Raw genomic sequence first — 15,443 nt, 5'->3', positions numbered from 1 at the left:
AAATAGTCAGGTCCGGCCAAGACCGTCAGAGAACACATCAGCGTCCGCCCAGAAGGCCGCGATCAATCTGACGTTGACGATATTCAAGATCGATCAGATCGCAAGCTTCCGAAAGATATGCGAACTCTTTTTCTTCTCTCGTACGGCCACGAAGAGCTTTTGCGAGGCGTTTGATTGGCTTGATCATGGGGAACTCTCTTCAGGATTATCTTTCCCGATGAAAGTACATTGCCATGAGTAAGAGGACTACTATGGAATTCTCCTAGGCAGGGTTGCAATGCATGCATGGCTGGGAATTCCAGGGTTCGCCAAAGGGCGCCGGGGCTTATTTTATGCATGGGCATTAGACGACAGGAGACGCCGCATTGGAGGCCTGTTGCGCGGATGATTCAGCGCCCAGGCTCGTCAACGGGATTTTCAGCGACAGCAACAGGCCGCCGCTCCACCAGTCGCGCGATAATGTCGCTTTCAGCCCCTGCAAGGCTGCCCTTTCGAGCGTGGTGCCAAACCCTTTGCGGTCATAGACTTCGCTGAGGTTGGGCGAGCAATGCTCCTCCCAGGTCATGTGCAATTCGTCGTCCACTACGGAGACGTCCACTGCCAGCCGTCCGTCCGGGATCGACAGCGCTCCGTATTTTGCCGCGTTGGTGGTCAATTCATGCAGCAGAAGGGCGAGCGAGGTCAGCGCCTTGCCGGAAAGCGGCGCATCGGAACCCCTGATCTCGATGCGAGCCCCCTCCAAGCTTTCGTGCGGCGCGACAATCGCTTTGAGGAGAGCGATGACGGTCGTTGCAATCTGGGGAACTCCGCCATCCCTGACAAGATCGGGAAGGGTGAGCTCATGCGCCCGCGCGAGCGCTTGCAGGCGTGAGCGAAGGTCGGTCTCGAGTTCCGCCACGCTCGTCGCCGGCTTCGCGCTCAGCGATATGAGGCCGGCGGTAAGGCTGAAGAGATTTTTAATACGGTGATTGATCTCCCGCAGCAGAATATCCTTATGCTGGGCAGCTTGCCTTAATGCTTCGGCCTGCGAGGCCAGCTCGTCGCGTTGCGCGGCCAATTGCTGCCTTTGCCGATAAAGTTCGAAGAAGACCTCCACCTTGCTGCGAAGAATATCCGGTTCGATCGGCTTCTGAATGAAATCCACCGCCCCGGCCTCGTAGCCGCGGAAGCGGCGCCTGCCATCGGTGGTTCCGGCGGTCACGAACATGATCGGAATGCGCCTTGTCCGCTCATTGCCGCGCATCAGCTCGGCGAGCTCAAAACCATCGAGCCCCGGCATCTGCACATCGACCAGCGCCAGCGCGACGTCGTGCTGAAGCAGCAGTTCCAGCGCCTCGTCGCCTGACCGCGCTTTTAACAGCAGCAATTCATCGCGCCGAAGCAGCGCCTCGAGCGACAGGAGGTTCTCCTCGAGATCGTCGACCAGAAGCAACGGTACTGGGCTCATTTATCAAACCCCTCTGAGAAATGCCGCTATCGCCTGGAGCGGCATGACATGGGCCCCCGGACACATATGAATGGCTGCGGCAGGCATTGCGGCGGCATACGCATCGTCAGGGTCCTGCACGATGGCGGTTCCCCCCGCTTCAACGACGGCATAGAGGCCCTTTGCCCCGTCACTATTGGCGCCGGTGAGCACGATTGCAATCAGCGCCGGTCCATAGGCATCCGCCGCGCTTTCGAACAGCACGTCGATGGAGGGACGCGAGAAAAAGACAGGCTCGTCACTGGAAAGAGACAGGCTTTTATCGGCTTCGATGAGCAGATGATAATCGGGCGGTGCAAAATAGATCGTGCCGCCCGCCAACGGTTCCTTGTCCTCGGCCTCGCGCACGGGAAGCCGGCACTTGGCCTGGAAAAGATCCGCCATCACGCTCGGCCGGTCGGGCGGAATATGCACGACCGCAATCACCGGCAGGCTGAAATCCTTCGGCAGCGCCGGAAGGATCACCGAGAGGGCTTCCACGGCCCCCGCCGACGCACCGATGACCACGGCTTCTGGTTGGACCGCCATCATTCCCCCTGCCTCTGGTAGATCCTCTCCGTAGGGACGAAATCTATAAAGGCTTTCGCGTGCTGGGAGAAGCGCAGGTTTTCTTTCGCCCCCAGCCCCAGAAATCCCTTGCGGGCCAGCGAATCCTTGAAAAGCCCCAGCGCGCGGTCCTGCAATGCACGGTCGAAATAGATCATGACGTTGCGGCAGGAGATGAGATGCATCTCCCCGAAGACGGCATCCGTCACGAGGCTATGGTCCGAAAACACGACGTTGCGGCGCAGCGTCTTGTCGAACGTCACCCTGCCATAAGCCGCCTGGTAATAGTCGGATAATGACGACTTTCCGCCCGATTTGCGATGATTTTCGGTGAAAAGCTGCACCCGATCCAATGGGAATATCCCGGCTTCCGCGGCCTGCAGCGCTTCCTGGTTGATGTCGGTGGCATAGAAGATGGTGCGGTCTTCCAGCCCCTCCTCGCGGAAGAGGATCGCGAGCGAATATAATTCCTCGCCATGGCTGCATCCGGCGACCCAGACCTTGAGCGAAGGATAGGTCCGCAGATGCGGCACCACTTTCTCGCGGATCGCCTTGAAGTAGCCGGGGTCGCGGAACATCTCGCTGACCTGGACCGTCAGGAACCGCAGCAATTGCGGCAGCATGGCGGGATCGTGCAGAAGCTTTTCCTGCATCGCGGAAAAGGTCTCAAAGCCCAGTTGCTCGCGCGCCTGCTTCAGGCGGCGCTTGATGGACGCCATCGCATAATTGCGGAAATCATAGTGATATTTGAGAAACAGAGCCTCCAGCAGCAGCCGGATCTCTATGTCTTCGATCTTCTCGAAACCGGCCATGTCCTTCATCTCGGCATCCAGACACGAACAAGCGACAGCAGCTTCTCCACATCGAGAGGCTTGGCCATATAATCGTTTGCACCGGCTTCGATGCAGCGCTGCTGGTCGTCGGGCATCGCCTTGGCCGTCAGGGTGATGATCGGCAATTTCTTCCAAGCCGGGTTTTTGCGGATTGTGCGGGTTGCCGTAAGCCCGTCCATGACGGGCATCATCACATCCATGAGGACAAGGTCGATGGGCGTATTGCGCTCATTGGCAGCCTTTTCCAAGGCATCCAGCGCCTCCTGTCCGTTGCGGGCAATCTCGACGATTGCTCCGCGCGGCTCGAGGATGTTGGTCAGGGCATAGACATTGCGCACATCGTCTTCAACGACGAGGATGCGCCGGCCTTCGAGCAGGGCATCCCGGTTGCGCGCCTTGCGGATCATTTTCTGCTGCTCGGCGGGGAGCTCCGAGATGACTTGATGCAGGAACAGGCTCACTTCATCGAGCAGGCGTTCGGGAGACTTCGCCCCTTTGATGATGATCGACTTCGAGTAGCGCCGGAGCTTTTGTTCATCGTCCGCCGTGAGCTCCCGGCCGGTATAGACGATAACCGGCGGGAAGGCGTAGGCGCTCTCATGACTGAGGGATTCCAGAAGCGAATAGCCCGAGGCGTCGGGCAAGGTCAGATCGAGCACCATGCAGTCGAAGGTTTCGGTCTTTAACAGGTCGAGACATTCCGCCGCCGTGCTTGCCGTCACCGTCTGGACATCCGAGGAGCCCAATAGCTTAGCCACGGCATCGCGCTGCACCGGATCGTCCTCGACGATCAGCACGCGATGAACCCGCTGGGAAAGCCTGCCCTCCAGCTTCTGTAGCATTTCGATGAGCTGCTCGCGATCGACCGGCTTGCGGGCATAGCCGATAGCACCCAAAGAATAGGCCGTTTCGGTATGATCCGCGCCTGAAACCACATGGATGGGAATATGGCGGGTCTGGACATCGTTTTTGAGCCGGTCGAGAACCGCGAGGCCCGAATGGTCAGGCAGGCCGATATCGAGCACGATGGCGCTGGGCATGAATTCCTTGGCGAGGCCCAGCGCCTCTTCGGCGGTGCCCGCGATGAGTGTCTGAAAGCCCATCTCTCGCGACAAGTCGCGCACGATGGCGGCGAAGCTGGCGTCGTCTTCGATAACCAGCAGGACGCGCTTTGCCTCGCTCAGCGCGTCGCGGTCGTCTTTGAGCCTGCGCGCCGCCCGCCGCGGTTTCGCATGGACCTGCTCCGCCTCGACAATTGCGGGTGCGGTCGCGGGAGGGATGGGCGGCTCGCTGCGCGGTTCGACCTTGGACGGATCGTAAGACGCCGGAATCGTGACGGTAAAGGTGCTGCCTTGTCCCGGCTGGCTTTCCAGCCCGATCGTCCCGCCCAGAAGGCGCACGAGCTGACGCGAGATGGAGAGGCCAAGGCCGGTGCCGCCATATTTGCGGCTGATCGTGCTGTCGGCCTGATGGAACGCTTCGAAGATGTTTTGCTGCTGTTCCTTCGCTATGCCGATTCCGGTGTCCGATACCGTGAAGACCAGGCGGCCATCGCCAGCGGGACCGACCGACAGTTTGACGCTGCCCGCATCCGTGAACTTGATGGCATTGGAAAGGAGGTTTTTGAGAACCTGTTCCAGCCGTTGCGGATCAGTCTCGATCACTGGAGGGCAGTCCTGTGCGATTTCCACCGCCAGGTCTAGCTTTTTCTGCTCGGCCAGGGGCTGGAAGACCTGGCGAAGATTATAGGCGAGCCGTTCGAGAGGAACGACTTCCGGCCTCATCTCTACATGCCCGGCCTCGATCTTGGAGAGATCCAGAATGTCATTGATGAGCGTCAGGAGATCATTACCCGAGGACTGGATCGTCTTTGCGTATTTGACCTGCTCCTCGCTCAAATTGCCGTCGGGATTGTCGGCCAGAAGCTTGGCGAGAATCAGCGAGGAATTCAGCGGCGTGCGCAATTCATGCGACATGTTCGCAAGGAAGTCGGACTTATACCGGCTCGCCTGTTCGAGTTCCCGTGCCTTGAGTTGGACCGAGGCATTGACCCGTTCAAGTTCGTCCCGCTGTGTCTCGAGCTGCTGGGCCTGCTCTTCCAGCTGGGTGTTGGTCTGTTCCAGCTCGACCTGCTGCTGCTCGAGCCGCGTCTGGGATTCCTTCAAGGCCCGGCTCTGTTCTTCCAGTTCCTCATTGGAAACGCGGAGCTCCTCGCTCTGGGCCTGCAATTCCTCGGATTGCCGCTGCGTCTCCTCGAGGAGATTCTGAAGCTCACTACGATAGACCGCCGACCTGACCGCCACCGCGACCGCGCTCGACGCACGCTCCAGAAGGGTAACGACCTGTTCGCCGGCCGGCCGCAGGAAGCCAAGCTCTATGACCGCGTTGACCGAGCCATCGATCCGCCCCGGCAGAATCACCAGATGCCGAGGCTTGTCCCGTCCGAGCGCCGAGCCGAAGGTGAGATAGCCGTCCGGCACGTCATCGACGACGACCGTCCGGCTTTCCGCGGCGGCCTGTCCGAGCAAGCCTTCCCTCTGCCGGAACTGTGCGGGAATATTCGCCTGTTCCGGCACGCCATAGACGGCGGCCCTTTGGTAACCATCGCCGCCGCCGGTATAGACGGCTCCTGCCACCGCGCCCGTATATTGCGCGAGGAAATCGAGAATGTTGTTGCCCAGCTGATCGACGGTCTGGTCACCGATCATCGCGGAAGCCAAGCCCATTTCGCCGGTTTGCAGCCATTCGTCCCGGCGGCGGGCCATGGTGGCGCGCCGCACCAGATAGGCGATGGTCGCGGTCAGCACGATGCCCAGGATTGCCGACAGGAGGGTGCTGGAGAACGCTTTTTGTTCCGCGGCGCGCATTTCCTCGAGCCGCTGGACCCGGATCTCGGTTTCTCCCTGGGCCATGGCGGCGATCTGCGCGCGGATGCCGTCCATTTCGATCTTGCCGCGGTCCGTATTGACGACGGCGAGCGCCGCCTCCAGCCCCTGGGTGCGGCGAAGGTCGATTGCGTGGCGAAGCTCTGCAAGCTTGGCCTCGATGCGCTGCCGCAGCACGGCGAGCCTCTCACCCTGCCCCGGATTGTCGGCTATGCGTTCGGCGATATTATCGAGCGCACGCGGGATAGCCTGGAGCGCCGTATTATAGGGGGCGAGATAGCTTTCATTGTTGGTGAGCAGGAAGCCGCGCTGGCCGGTCTCGGCATCCTGAACCTGCGAGAGCAGCTCATCCAGGCCAACGATGGTGACATGCGTCTGGATGACCGCGGCATTGCCCTCCCGCAAGGCCTGCAGGTTCAAATAGGAGACAAAGCCGCTGACGATAAAAAAGACGATTGCCCCGGCAAGACCGATGGCCACGGCAGGATCCAGATTGAGGCTTCGCTTCGATATCTGCGCCATTCGTTTGCATCCTTCAGGCTCTCGTAGAGACCACCGCCTCCCGTGCGGGAAGCGTGGCAATGGGGCGGGCATCCCGCCTTGAATCTCTATTGGTAACCCCTCACCGGACCAGCCTGGCTTTTGCCAATGAATCGCAACATCCGCAGGACAGATCGGGAAGCGCTATATTAGCGCTCCAAAACGCAATACCAGATCAACGCGCGAAGGCGTAGAGGAAAAGCAGCAACACCTGCCATACAAAACGCTTCCGTTGAGCGGGCACGAGAAGCTGCCAGCGGCGATAGCGTTTGCCGGCTTCCCTCCCCCGCGTCGTCCTTTTACGCCATCGAAACCCTCAAGCTGGCAAGGCTTGACATCCCTCTTCCCCCAATTTAGGAAATGATCACTCAATAATTTATTCGGCTCATCCATGGTTGCAAACTCCAGCCAACGAAACCGGGGACGTCCAAGGCTCTTCGACGAAGACAAGCTTCTCGATCAGGCAATCGAACTCTTCAGTTCAGCCGGATATTCCGCGATCGGGATAAACGACCTTACCCGGATGACCGGGGTGAAAGTCGGTAGCCTCTACAAGGCCTATCAGGACAAGGAAGGCCTGTTCGCGAAGGCGTTGGAAAGATACATCGCGCTGCGTGAGACGCGGATTTCCGCGATCCTGGCGCAGGCCGAAAACGGACGGGCCCGGCTTGCGGCCCTGCTCCGCATCTATGTGGAGCTGAGCCAGGGCAAGGAGGGAAAACTCGGCTGCCTGATGGTTGCAGGAATTGCGGAAATGCCGCAGTTCGCCTTCGCCGGCGACATTCTGCGCCAGCAGCTTCTAAGGCGTCGAAAACTCCTGTCCGATCTGGTCGAGCAAGGTCAGCGCGACGGTTCGGTCACCACGACCAGTTCCCCGCAGGCGGTAGCGGATGTGCTTCTGACGCTGCTCTATGGAATGCGCGTCGTTGGGAAGGCGGAGGCATTCACCGACGATCCCGCCTCCTTTGTCTCGCTGGCACTCAAGATCCTGGAATGATCATGGATCGCTCCATCCTGATTGCCGGCTCGCTCTTTGCCGGCTGATGACTTTTATTTCAAAGGAGACCATCAATGGAAAATATGGATATGCCGCGAGCACCTGACGGCTTCGCGCACAGGTTCACGCGCGTGAACGGCTTGCGATTTCATTATGTCGCCGGCGGCGCGGATGTGGCGGAAACCGTCGTCCTTCTCGCGGGCTTCCCGGAATCTTGGTATGCGTGGCGGCACGTCATGCCGATGCTGGGCGAGCGGTACCGCGTCCTTGCGATAGACCTGCCGGGACAAGGCGACAGCGACCGCCCGTTGGACGGTTACGATACACAGACGGTCGCTGAACGCGTCCACGCGCTTCTCCACGCCATTGGCGTCACGCGCTATAGCCTTGTCGCCCACGATGTCGGCGCCTGGGTCGCTTTTCCTTACGCCTTATTGTTCGGCGAGGAAATCAGCGCGCTGGTCCTTATGGATGCGGGCATTCCAGCCGTGACGATGCCTGAGATGCTTCCATCTTCACCGGATAAGTCATGGAAGACCTGGCACTTCGCATTTCACGCCGTGCCGGATCTGCCGGAGGCGCTCATCGCAGGGCGTGAACGCGAATATCTGGGTTGGTTCTTCCGCGAAAAGACCGCAGACCCCTCATGCTATACCGAAGAGGCGATGGCGGAATATGTCAGGATATTCCGTGCGCCGGGCGGGTTGCGCGCCGGCTTGAGCTTCTATCGCTCGGCGGCTCAATCCGCAGAGCAGAACAGGGCGCTGTTGAAAAAGCGCAAGCTGACCATGCCCGTGTTGGGCCTGAGCGCGGATCAGGGCTCGATTCCTGACATCGCTGCTGCGCTCCGTCCCTATGCGATCGATGTAAGCGGCGATGTTGTCAGGAATTGCGGACACTTTCAGCCCGAGGAGCAGCCGGAAGCCGTGGCAGCAGCCGTTCTGAAGTTCCTGGAGAAGGTTTTGCGGGTTTGAACCGGAACCAAAACGGACCGTTAGGGGTTTTCAGCTTGGATTTAAGAGGAGAGCCCATGAAAACCCTTATTTGTGCATCCATCATTTTTGTTGCCGCTGGTTCGGCTGCTTTTGCTCAATCGGCAGCCGAAAAGACCGGCGTGAATTCCGTCCTGGGCGTCGCGCCCAAGACTCAGGATTTTGTCACGGAAGCTGCCAGCAGCGATTTGTTCGAGATCGAATCGAGCAAGCTCGCACTCGAACGTGCCGACGCGACGACGAAGGCTTTCGCGCAGCAGATGCTGACCGATCATCAAAAGACGTCCGATGAGCTTAAAAATTTGGTCACGTCAGGAAAAGTGAAAGCTACCCTCCCCACTGCGATGTCTTCGGCCCATCAGGACATGCTGAATGAGCTGAAGGAACTTCAGGGTGAAGATTTCACGAAGCAATATCGGTCGGATCAGGAAGACGTTCATGAAGACGCGGTCGATCTCTTCAAGCGTTACGGCGAAGAGGGCGAGAATCCTGATCTCAAGGCTTGGGCCGCAAAGACCCTCCCCGCTTTGGAACACCATCTGAAGATGGCCACCGACCTGAACAAGTAATTATGGGAGGAGCCGCTCCCGCCAATATGAGCTCGGCGGGAGCGGCTTGTTGAGGTGACTACAATCAGACAAGTTCCTCCCCGGGGTAATCCGTTGAAACGGTGATTGTCCGATAGGCTTCCAGTTCGTCAAGGCGGCTGGTGAGGGCATCGCGGATCGCCTGGTAAGATGTGCTTCCAAGCGCCAGACGAAGCGGCGGCTTGGCTTCTTCAGCAATTGCGAGCATGGCGTCTGTCATGCGATTTGGGTCGCCGATAATCACCCAATCGCCGCCCAGCAGCGCAACGCGCGTATTGTGAGCGGGCGTACTGTCATAGGCCGCGATTGGCTCGGGCTGCACGATGCCCTGTCCGAATTTGGTCCTGGCCGGCCCTGGCTCGACGAGCACGAAATCGATGCCGAACGGCGCGACTTCCTTCGCCACGGTTTCCACGAAGCCTTCGATGCCCCATTTGGTCGCATGGTAGAGGCTGAAGCCGGGATAAGCGATCTGCCCGCCTTCCGACGAGACTTGCAGGATGCGGCCGCCGCCCTGCCGGCGCAGATGCGGCAGTGCCGAGCGGATCAGCACAATCGAGCCGAGGAGATTGGTATCCATGATGTCGCGCAGCTGGGCATCGGTCGTCTCTTCCGCCGCGCCCAGCACGCCATATCCGGCATTGCTTATGATCACATCAATCCGGCCAAGATCAGCGAAAGCGCGATCGACCGTCTGCGCTACCGCGTGGAAATCCCGCACGTCCAGCGCCGACGTCCAGAGGCGCTCGCCATAGCGTTCGCGCAGATCGTCGAGAGCTGTGGTGTTGCGGCTCGTCGCCGCCACCCTGTCACCGCGCGCCAGCAGCTTTTCCGTCAGTAATCGTCCGAAGCCGGAAGATGCCCCGGTGATGAACCATGTCTTGCTCATAATCTTTCTCCTTGTTGTCTCGGAAACAAGATAGGGAACCGGCTTTGCTGTGATTAGACATTGAAATTTGCACGGGTTGATGCAAAATCGCCAGCAATGGAGCGCCCTTCCCTCAACGACCTCACGGCCTTTCTGACCGTCGCTTCGCATCGCAGTTTCCGTGCGGCTGCGGATGAGCTCGGCGTTGCCCCCTCGACGCTGAGCCATGCGATCCGCGCTTTGGAGGATCAGCTCGGCGTCCGTCTGTTCAACCGGACGACGCGCAGCGTATCGCCGACCGAGGCCGGCGCGGAATTGGTTTCGCGCCTCGGACCCGCAATCGGCGAACTCGATGCGGCGCTGGAGGCCGTGGCGCCTTTCCGCGGCAAGGTCGCGGGAACGGTTCGCATCAACGCGCCCCAATTGGCGGCCAACATTCTCGTCCGCGATGTTGTTCCTCGCGTGATGGCGCGGCATCCGGAAATTTCCGTCGATATCGTCACGGAGGGGCGTCTCATCGATATCGTCGAAGCAGGCTTCGATGCCGGTGTGCGTCTGGCGGAAGCGGTGCCGCGAGACATGATCGCAGTCGCCCTCGGAGGCCCGCGCCGCTTTCTTTGCGTTGCCTCGCCCGCCTATCTCGGAGAGGCGGGCGAGCCGCAAACACCCGACGATCTCATGAACCACCGCTGCATCCGCCACCGTATGCCGAGCGGCAAGCTCTACCGCTGGGAATTCGAACGGCATGGCAGCGAAATCACGGTGGATGTCCCCGGCGGCGTGGTCCTCGACGATCAGGACCTGATGATCGAAGCCGCGCTGAACGGCCTGGGGATTGCCTACATCATGGACCTGGCAGCGGCGCCCCATCTGGCGGCGGGGCGCCTGAAATCCGTGCTCGAGGATTGGTGCCCTCCGAGCGAAGGGCTGAAGTTCTATTACCCCGGCCATCGGCGCGTGCCTCCGGCGCTGCGTGCCTTCATCGACGTCCTGCGGCAAAGCGCATTGGCTATCTGAAAACTGAGCTGCTCGCCCGCAAAACAGCCTTGGCGGTCAGTTCATCCCGCCATTGACGAAGATGGTCTGACCGTTGATCCAGCGGGCGGGACCGGCGAGGAAAGAGATGACCTCGGCGATTTCCGATGGCTGGCCGATGCGGTTGAAGGGGTTGAAGCTCGCGATGCGCTCTATCGTCGCCTCGTCCTTACCCTGGAAGAACAGTTCCGTTGCCACCGGCCCCGGCGCGACGGCATTGACGGTGATGTCCCGGCCCCTGAGTTCGCGGGCGAGGATCAGGTTCAGCCCTTCCACGGCCCCCTTCGACATGGCGTAGGGGGCGTAGCCGGGCAGCGCCTGGCGCTCTGCCGAGGTGGAGATATTGATGATTGCGCCGCCCGCCCGCATGCGGCGGGCCGCCTCGCGCGATATGAGGAAGGTTCCGCGGACATTGATCGCGTGGATGCGGTCGAACTCTTCCACGGTGAATTCGACGAGCGGCTTCGTCGTCGTCACGCCGGCGCAGTTTACACTGACATCAACGCCGCCGAACGCCTGCTCCGCGAAGTCGAAGAGCGCCTTGACCTCCTCTTCGCTCGCGACGTCGGCCTTAAAGGCTTTGGCCTCGCCACCGGCGGCCAGAATGGCCTCGACCGCTTCCCGCGCCGCCGCCTCGTTGCCGGCATAGTTGACGATCACGGCGAGGCCATCCGCTGCGAGTCGCTCCGCCGCCGCCCGGCCAATGCCACGCGAGGAGCCGGTGACGATCGCGACGCGACGTTCAATGTTTGACATGGGTCATTTCCTGTTCTGTGTGCTTAGTTGGTAGAGTTGCTTTGGGCAGTGAGGAGCGGACGCGCAGAGTCCATGTGGCCCGCAAAGCTGGCTGGGTAACGCCCCAGCGCCAGGATCATCGCATGGGCGGCGGCGATGACGAGGATCGAGCCGATGAGATGGGGCGTATAGCTGCCGCTCAGGTCATGGAGCGCACCCCATATCGGCGCGGCAAGCCCAACGCCCACCGCGAAGGCGACATAAACGCCGCCAAAAATCTCCGAGTAATGGCGGGAGCCGAAATAGCGCCGCGTGAGATAAGCGATGATATCGAGTTCCGCGCCGAGGGCGAGGCCGGCAAGAATGGCCGCAATTGCCGCCAGCGCGATGGGCAGCGAGGCGAACGTCCAGATCATCAGGATGCCCACAATCGTGCCTGCAAAGTAGATCGTAGAGACGGCAGGGGCCCACAGGCGGTCCATGATCGCCCCTGCGGTCAGGCGCCCGGCAATGACGGCGATGCCGAGAAGGCTCATGACAGGCCCGGCATCATCAGGCGCGATGCCCTTCTCGGTCAGCAGCGGGACGAAATTGGGAACGAGGCCGCCGACGGCCAGCGACAGCAGGAAAACGGCCGTGCAGAGGAACCAGAAACGATAGTCGCGATAGGCCGCCGCGGGCGTCATCCCCTCTTGATCGCCTGCCTGCCGGGGAGCGTTTGAACCCTCTTGCCGCTCGTTGCGGTAGAGTGCGAGCACGGTCACGGTCGCCAGCGCCCAGGCGATGAGGCCGAGCGTCGCATAAGTCATGCGCCAGCCGAATGCGCTCAAGCCGAACTGGACATAGAGGGGGGCGAGCGCCGCGGCAACACCCGTGCCCGACATGGTGATGCCGATGGCAAGGCCGAGCCGCGATTGGAAATGCCGGCTGATAAGCGCGGTCCAGGTGATGGGGAGCGAGCCCGCCGCCAGGATCGAAAGCAGCGCGTAGCTCACATACCAGAGCGCGAGCGAACCGGGATTGATCGCCAGCAGAAGATAGCCGATGCCATGCCCGGCAAGCCCCGCGAGGCCAATCGTGCGAATGCCATAGCGCGCAATGAGCTTGCCGACCAGCGGACCGGTGACGACGCCGAGGAGCATGAGCACCGTATAGCTGGTGAAGAACTCGGCGCGGCTCCATCCGAATTCGCGCGATACCGGCCCGAAAAAGAGCCCCTGCGTGTAGAAGGTGATCGAGAGCAGGCCGCAACCGGTGCCGATCATCGCGATCAGCAAGATCTTCCAGTTGTTCCTGACTTCCGAGGGTATGCTGATCGAAGACATCCGGCTCTTCCCTGCTTATATCAAAGACAGGGATAGATTAACGGCGCTATGCCCGGCCGATTAGACCAGGAGTCCCCAACGGGCCGTCCGCCTTATCGGACAATCCGCCCATGCAAAGCCCGTTTCAGCCCCGCGCCGTCCACAGATAATCCACGAAAGCGCGCAGCGGCGACGGCATGTGGCGGCGGCTGGGATAATAAAGGTAAGGGCCGGAAAATGCCTGCCACCATTCCTCCAGAACCGGCACCAGCGCGCCCGTATCGAAATGGGGGTGCACATATTCCTCGAACGTATAGATGATGCCCGCTCCGGCCAAGGCGCCGGCGATTTGCAGATCGATGGAGCTTGAGACCAGCGGGCCGGCGGGCACGATGCGCAGCACTTCGTCTCCACGCTCGAATTCCCATGTCCCCACCGCTCCGCTGGGAAAACGGTTGCCGATCAGGCGGTGGCTGGCGAGCGCACGCGGGTCCTCCGGCGTGCCATGGCGGGCGAGATAGACGGGCGACGCCGCGGCGACGAAGCGCTGGCGGCGCGGGCCGATGGGCACGGCGATCATATCCTTGGCGATGCTTTCCTCATACCGCACGCCCGCATCGAAGCCTCGGCCGATCACATCGGTGAAATCGTTCTCCATCACCACGTCGACATTCACACCGGGATATTTTTCCATGAAGCCTGGAATGATCTTCGGCAGAATATGCCGCGCCACGGGAACGGGCACGTTCAATCGCAGCGTCCCGACCGGGCGGCTGGCATCGTCGTGGAGATCGTTGACCGCCGCCTCGATCTCCGCAAAAGCCGGCTTCACCCGCTCCAGAAGCCGTGTCCCGGCTTCCGTGGGCGTAATGCTCCGCGTGGTCCGGTTGAGGAGCCGCACACCGAGATCCGCCTCGAGCCGCTTGATGGAATCGCTCAATGTGGATGCGTTGATACGCTTGATCTGCGCGGCGACGCGGAAGCCACCGGCATCGACGACCGCAATGAAGTTCGAGATGTCAGCGAAATTCGGCGAAGCCATCATCCCTCTCAATCCCGCGCGGCTGACCATCCGGGACGCCCCTCACGCTTGGCTTCCACTGGTACTAAGCCGCGCATTATCCGGCAAGAGGCATCAATCCAGTCGCCGCCGTTCGAAAAGCCGTACGCCGCGTTCTGTCCGGCCAGCCGGACGGGCCGTTCATTTTGAGGCCGATTATCGCGCGCAAGCGCCGCCGCTAACATCCGACGATATAGAGGAACAAGGGAAAGAGGTACTGCGTGACTGAGGAAACATCCTATCTGCGAGTGGAACATGAAGACCGGGATGTTTCCACGCCCTATCTGTTTCCGAAGCTGGCGCCGTTCTACGCGGCCATGCAGCCGGTCACTTACGCGCTGCTTCGGGCCTCCTTCGGGCTTATCATTCTCACCCACGGGATTCCGAAAGCCCTGGGACTGCCGCACGGCTCCATGGCCGACCCGCTCGCGGGGGCGACCAATTTGATCGCCAATGTGCTGCATCTGCCGTTTCCATACGCGCTCGCCATCGCGGCCATGCTGCTTGAAACCATCGGAGCCGTCGCGGTCGCCGCCGGGTTCATGACCCGCGCCTTTGCAGCCGCCCTTGCAGTGGAGATGGCAGTGATCTGCGTCGCGCACGCGCCGACCTTCGCCTGGATCGACCGGGGCCTTGAATACCCCCTCATGCTCGGTTTCGTGGCTCTGCACATTGCAATCGCCGGAGGCGGCCGCTACGCCGTGGACCGCCTGCTGCCGAAACAATTGTGATGAGGCCGGTGGAGTAGGACGCCGCCGCGTCCGAGCAAGTCCCGGCCTTTTGGCCGGGGCCATTCGGCGCACACTATTCGAGCTTTTCCAATCCCGATTACCACTTCACCTTCATTCCCAGGTTTCCGTTCAACCTGTAGCTGTCAGTGAAGTGCTCGAGGCTGGTGTCGACGGTGACTTCGCCATAGAGCACATATTTGCCGTCGGCCCAGCTATAGGTGCCGCCGCCGCCGAGGCCGCCCCAGTAGCGGTCGTTCTGTGTGGCGAAGGGAACGCCCGCCACTTCGATCTTGCTCGCCTTGCCGAACTCATAGGAGAGGTTGGCGATGGCGTAGAGCTGGGTCTGGGTCAGCCGCCCCTGCTCGTCGCGCCAGGCATTGCCATAATCGGCGGAGATGCCGAGACGGCCCTTCAGGCTATCGGTCTGATCGTGGCTCACATGGGCATCGAAGGTGTCACGGAAGCCGTCAAACGTGACCGATGACCAGGTGAGCTGCGCCTGCGGCGTCACCGTCCAGTTCGAGTTGATGGCCACCCGCTTGCCCGCTTCGAAGCTCAGCGCATAGCCGAAGCCGTCTATATCGTCGGCCAGGGAACGCCGCGCCGTGTCCGAGGTCAGGTCGTTGGTGTAGAAGGTCGTCTGCGCCACAGTATCGACATAGACGCCATCGTCGCCATACCAGGTCAGCGTGCCACCGAAGCCATATCCGTTGGCATCGACCCCGCCCTGGCCGTGGACCGAGCCCATGGTGGCCTTGGCATAGCCGTAATGCGCGGTAATCCCGCCGATCAGGCTTCCCATTGCCGTCTCGTAAAGCTTGCCGTCTATGCCGGTTTCAAGACC

General features: G+C 60.9%; 15 protein-coding genes. 5 read left to right on the top strand and 10 right to left on the bottom strand.

What is annotated here, in order from left to right; all coding sequences use genetic code 11:
* Window positions 1–37: 37 nt before the first annotated feature.
* The 5 genes from ACOWVG_RS15200 to ACOWVG_RS15180 form a co-directional block, all read right to left on the bottom strand.
* On the bottom strand, window positions 38–187 hold the full coding sequence (locus ACOWVG_RS15200; RefSeq protein WP_420963133.1) for a DUF3563 family protein: 150 nt from the start codon (window positions 185–187) through the stop codon (window positions 38–40).
* Between the two features lie 156 nt (window positions 188–343).
* Window positions 344–1,447 (bottom strand): sensor histidine kinase, encoded by a 1,104-nt coding sequence (locus ACOWVG_RS15195; RefSeq protein ID WP_420963132.1) that lies wholly within the window; start codon window positions 1,445–1,447, stop codon window positions 344–346.
* 3 nt (window positions 1,448–1,450) lie between these two features.
* Window positions 1,451–2,014, bottom strand: a complete 564-nt coding sequence (locus ACOWVG_RS15190; RefSeq protein WP_420963131.1) for a chemotaxis protein CheB — start codon at window positions 2,012–2,014, stop codon at window positions 1,451–1,453.
* A complete protein-coding gene (locus tag ACOWVG_RS15185) occupies window positions 2,014–2,853 on the bottom strand; it encodes a CheR family methyltransferase (RefSeq protein ID WP_420963129.1) in 840 nt (279 codons plus the stop codon). The genes ACOWVG_RS15190 and ACOWVG_RS15185 overlap by 1 nt, the downstream gene beginning before the upstream one ends.
* Window positions 2,850–6,272 carry a response regulator gene (locus ACOWVG_RS15180; protein WP_420963128.1) on the bottom strand — a complete coding sequence of 1,141 codons (3,423 nt, stop codon included), beginning with the start codon at window positions 6,270–6,272 and terminating at the stop codon, window positions 2,850–2,852. The genes ACOWVG_RS15185 and ACOWVG_RS15180 overlap by 4 nt, the downstream gene beginning before the upstream one ends.
* Window positions 6,273–6,681: 409 nt before the next feature.
* Between ACOWVG_RS15180 and ACOWVG_RS15175 the strand changes: the two genes are divergently transcribed.
* The 3 genes from ACOWVG_RS15175 (at window position 6,682) to ACOWVG_RS15165 (ending at window position 8,848) form a co-directional block, all read left to right on the top strand.
* Window positions 6,682–7,287: a TetR/AcrR family transcriptional regulator gene (locus ACOWVG_RS15175; RefSeq protein WP_420963126.1), complete on the top strand. Its 606-nt coding sequence runs from the start codon at window positions 6,682–6,684 to the stop codon at window positions 7,285–7,287.
* 74 nt (window positions 7,288–7,361) lie between these two features.
* Window positions 7,362–8,261 carry an alpha/beta fold hydrolase gene (locus ACOWVG_RS15170; protein ID WP_420963124.1) on the top strand — a complete coding sequence of 300 codons (900 nt, stop codon included), beginning with the start codon at window positions 7,362–7,364 and terminating at the stop codon, window positions 8,259–8,261.
* A gap of 56 nt (window positions 8,262–8,317) precedes the next feature.
* A complete protein-coding gene (locus ACOWVG_RS15165; protein WP_420963122.1) occupies window positions 8,318–8,848 on the top strand; it encodes a DUF4142 domain-containing protein in 531 nt (176 codons plus the stop codon).
* A gap of 64 nt (window positions 8,849–8,912) precedes the next feature.
* Here ACOWVG_RS15165 and ACOWVG_RS15160 read toward each other — a convergent pair whose 3' ends face one another.
* Window positions 8,913–9,755, bottom strand: a complete 843-nt coding sequence (locus tag ACOWVG_RS15160; protein ID WP_420963120.1) for an SDR family oxidoreductase — start codon at window positions 9,753–9,755, stop codon at window positions 8,913–8,915.
* Window positions 9,756–9,851: 96 nt separating this feature from the next.
* Between ACOWVG_RS15160 and ACOWVG_RS15155 the strand changes: the two genes are divergently transcribed.
* A complete protein-coding gene (locus ACOWVG_RS15155) occupies window positions 9,852–10,751 on the top strand; it encodes a LysR family transcriptional regulator (protein WP_420963118.1) in 900 nt (299 codons plus the stop codon).
* Between the two features lie 36 nt (window positions 10,752–10,787).
* Here ACOWVG_RS15155 and ACOWVG_RS15150 read toward each other — a convergent pair whose 3' ends face one another.
* The 3 genes from ACOWVG_RS15150 to ACOWVG_RS15140 form a co-directional block, all read right to left on the bottom strand.
* Window positions 10,788–11,525, bottom strand: a complete 738-nt coding sequence (locus ACOWVG_RS15150) for an SDR family oxidoreductase (protein ID WP_420963116.1) — start codon at window positions 11,523–11,525, stop codon at window positions 10,788–10,790.
* A 23-nt stretch (window positions 11,526–11,548) separates the two neighbouring features.
* A complete protein-coding gene (locus ACOWVG_RS15145) occupies window positions 11,549–12,829 on the bottom strand; it encodes an MFS transporter (protein ID WP_420963115.1) in 1,281 nt (426 codons plus the stop codon).
* Window positions 12,830–12,953: 124 nt separating this feature from the next.
* Complete coding sequence (locus tag ACOWVG_RS15140; RefSeq protein WP_420963114.1) at window positions 12,954–13,853, bottom strand: LysR substrate-binding domain-containing protein; 900 nt, start codon at window positions 13,851–13,853, stop codon at window positions 12,954–12,956.
* A 236-nt stretch (window positions 13,854–14,089) separates the two neighbouring features.
* Between ACOWVG_RS15140 and ACOWVG_RS15135 the strand changes: the two genes are divergently transcribed.
* Complete coding sequence (locus ACOWVG_RS15135; RefSeq protein WP_420963113.1) at window positions 14,090–14,599, top strand: DoxX family protein; 510 nt, start codon at window positions 14,090–14,092, stop codon at window positions 14,597–14,599.
* Between the two features lie 97 nt (window positions 14,600–14,696).
* Here the strand turns inward: ACOWVG_RS15135 and ACOWVG_RS15130 are convergent.
* Window positions 14,697–15,443 (bottom strand): autotransporter outer membrane beta-barrel domain-containing protein (locus ACOWVG_RS15130; protein ID WP_420963112.1); only part of this gene is annotated, 747 nt, incomplete at its 5' end.

Source organism: Brucella sp. IR073, from assembly GCF_049065735.1.
Lineage (GTDB): Bacteria > Pseudomonadota > Alphaproteobacteria > Rhizobiales > Rhizobiaceae > Paramesorhizobium.
Note: the sequence above shows the minus strand (reverse complement) of the source record. Positions and strands in the feature narration are given on the sequence as shown.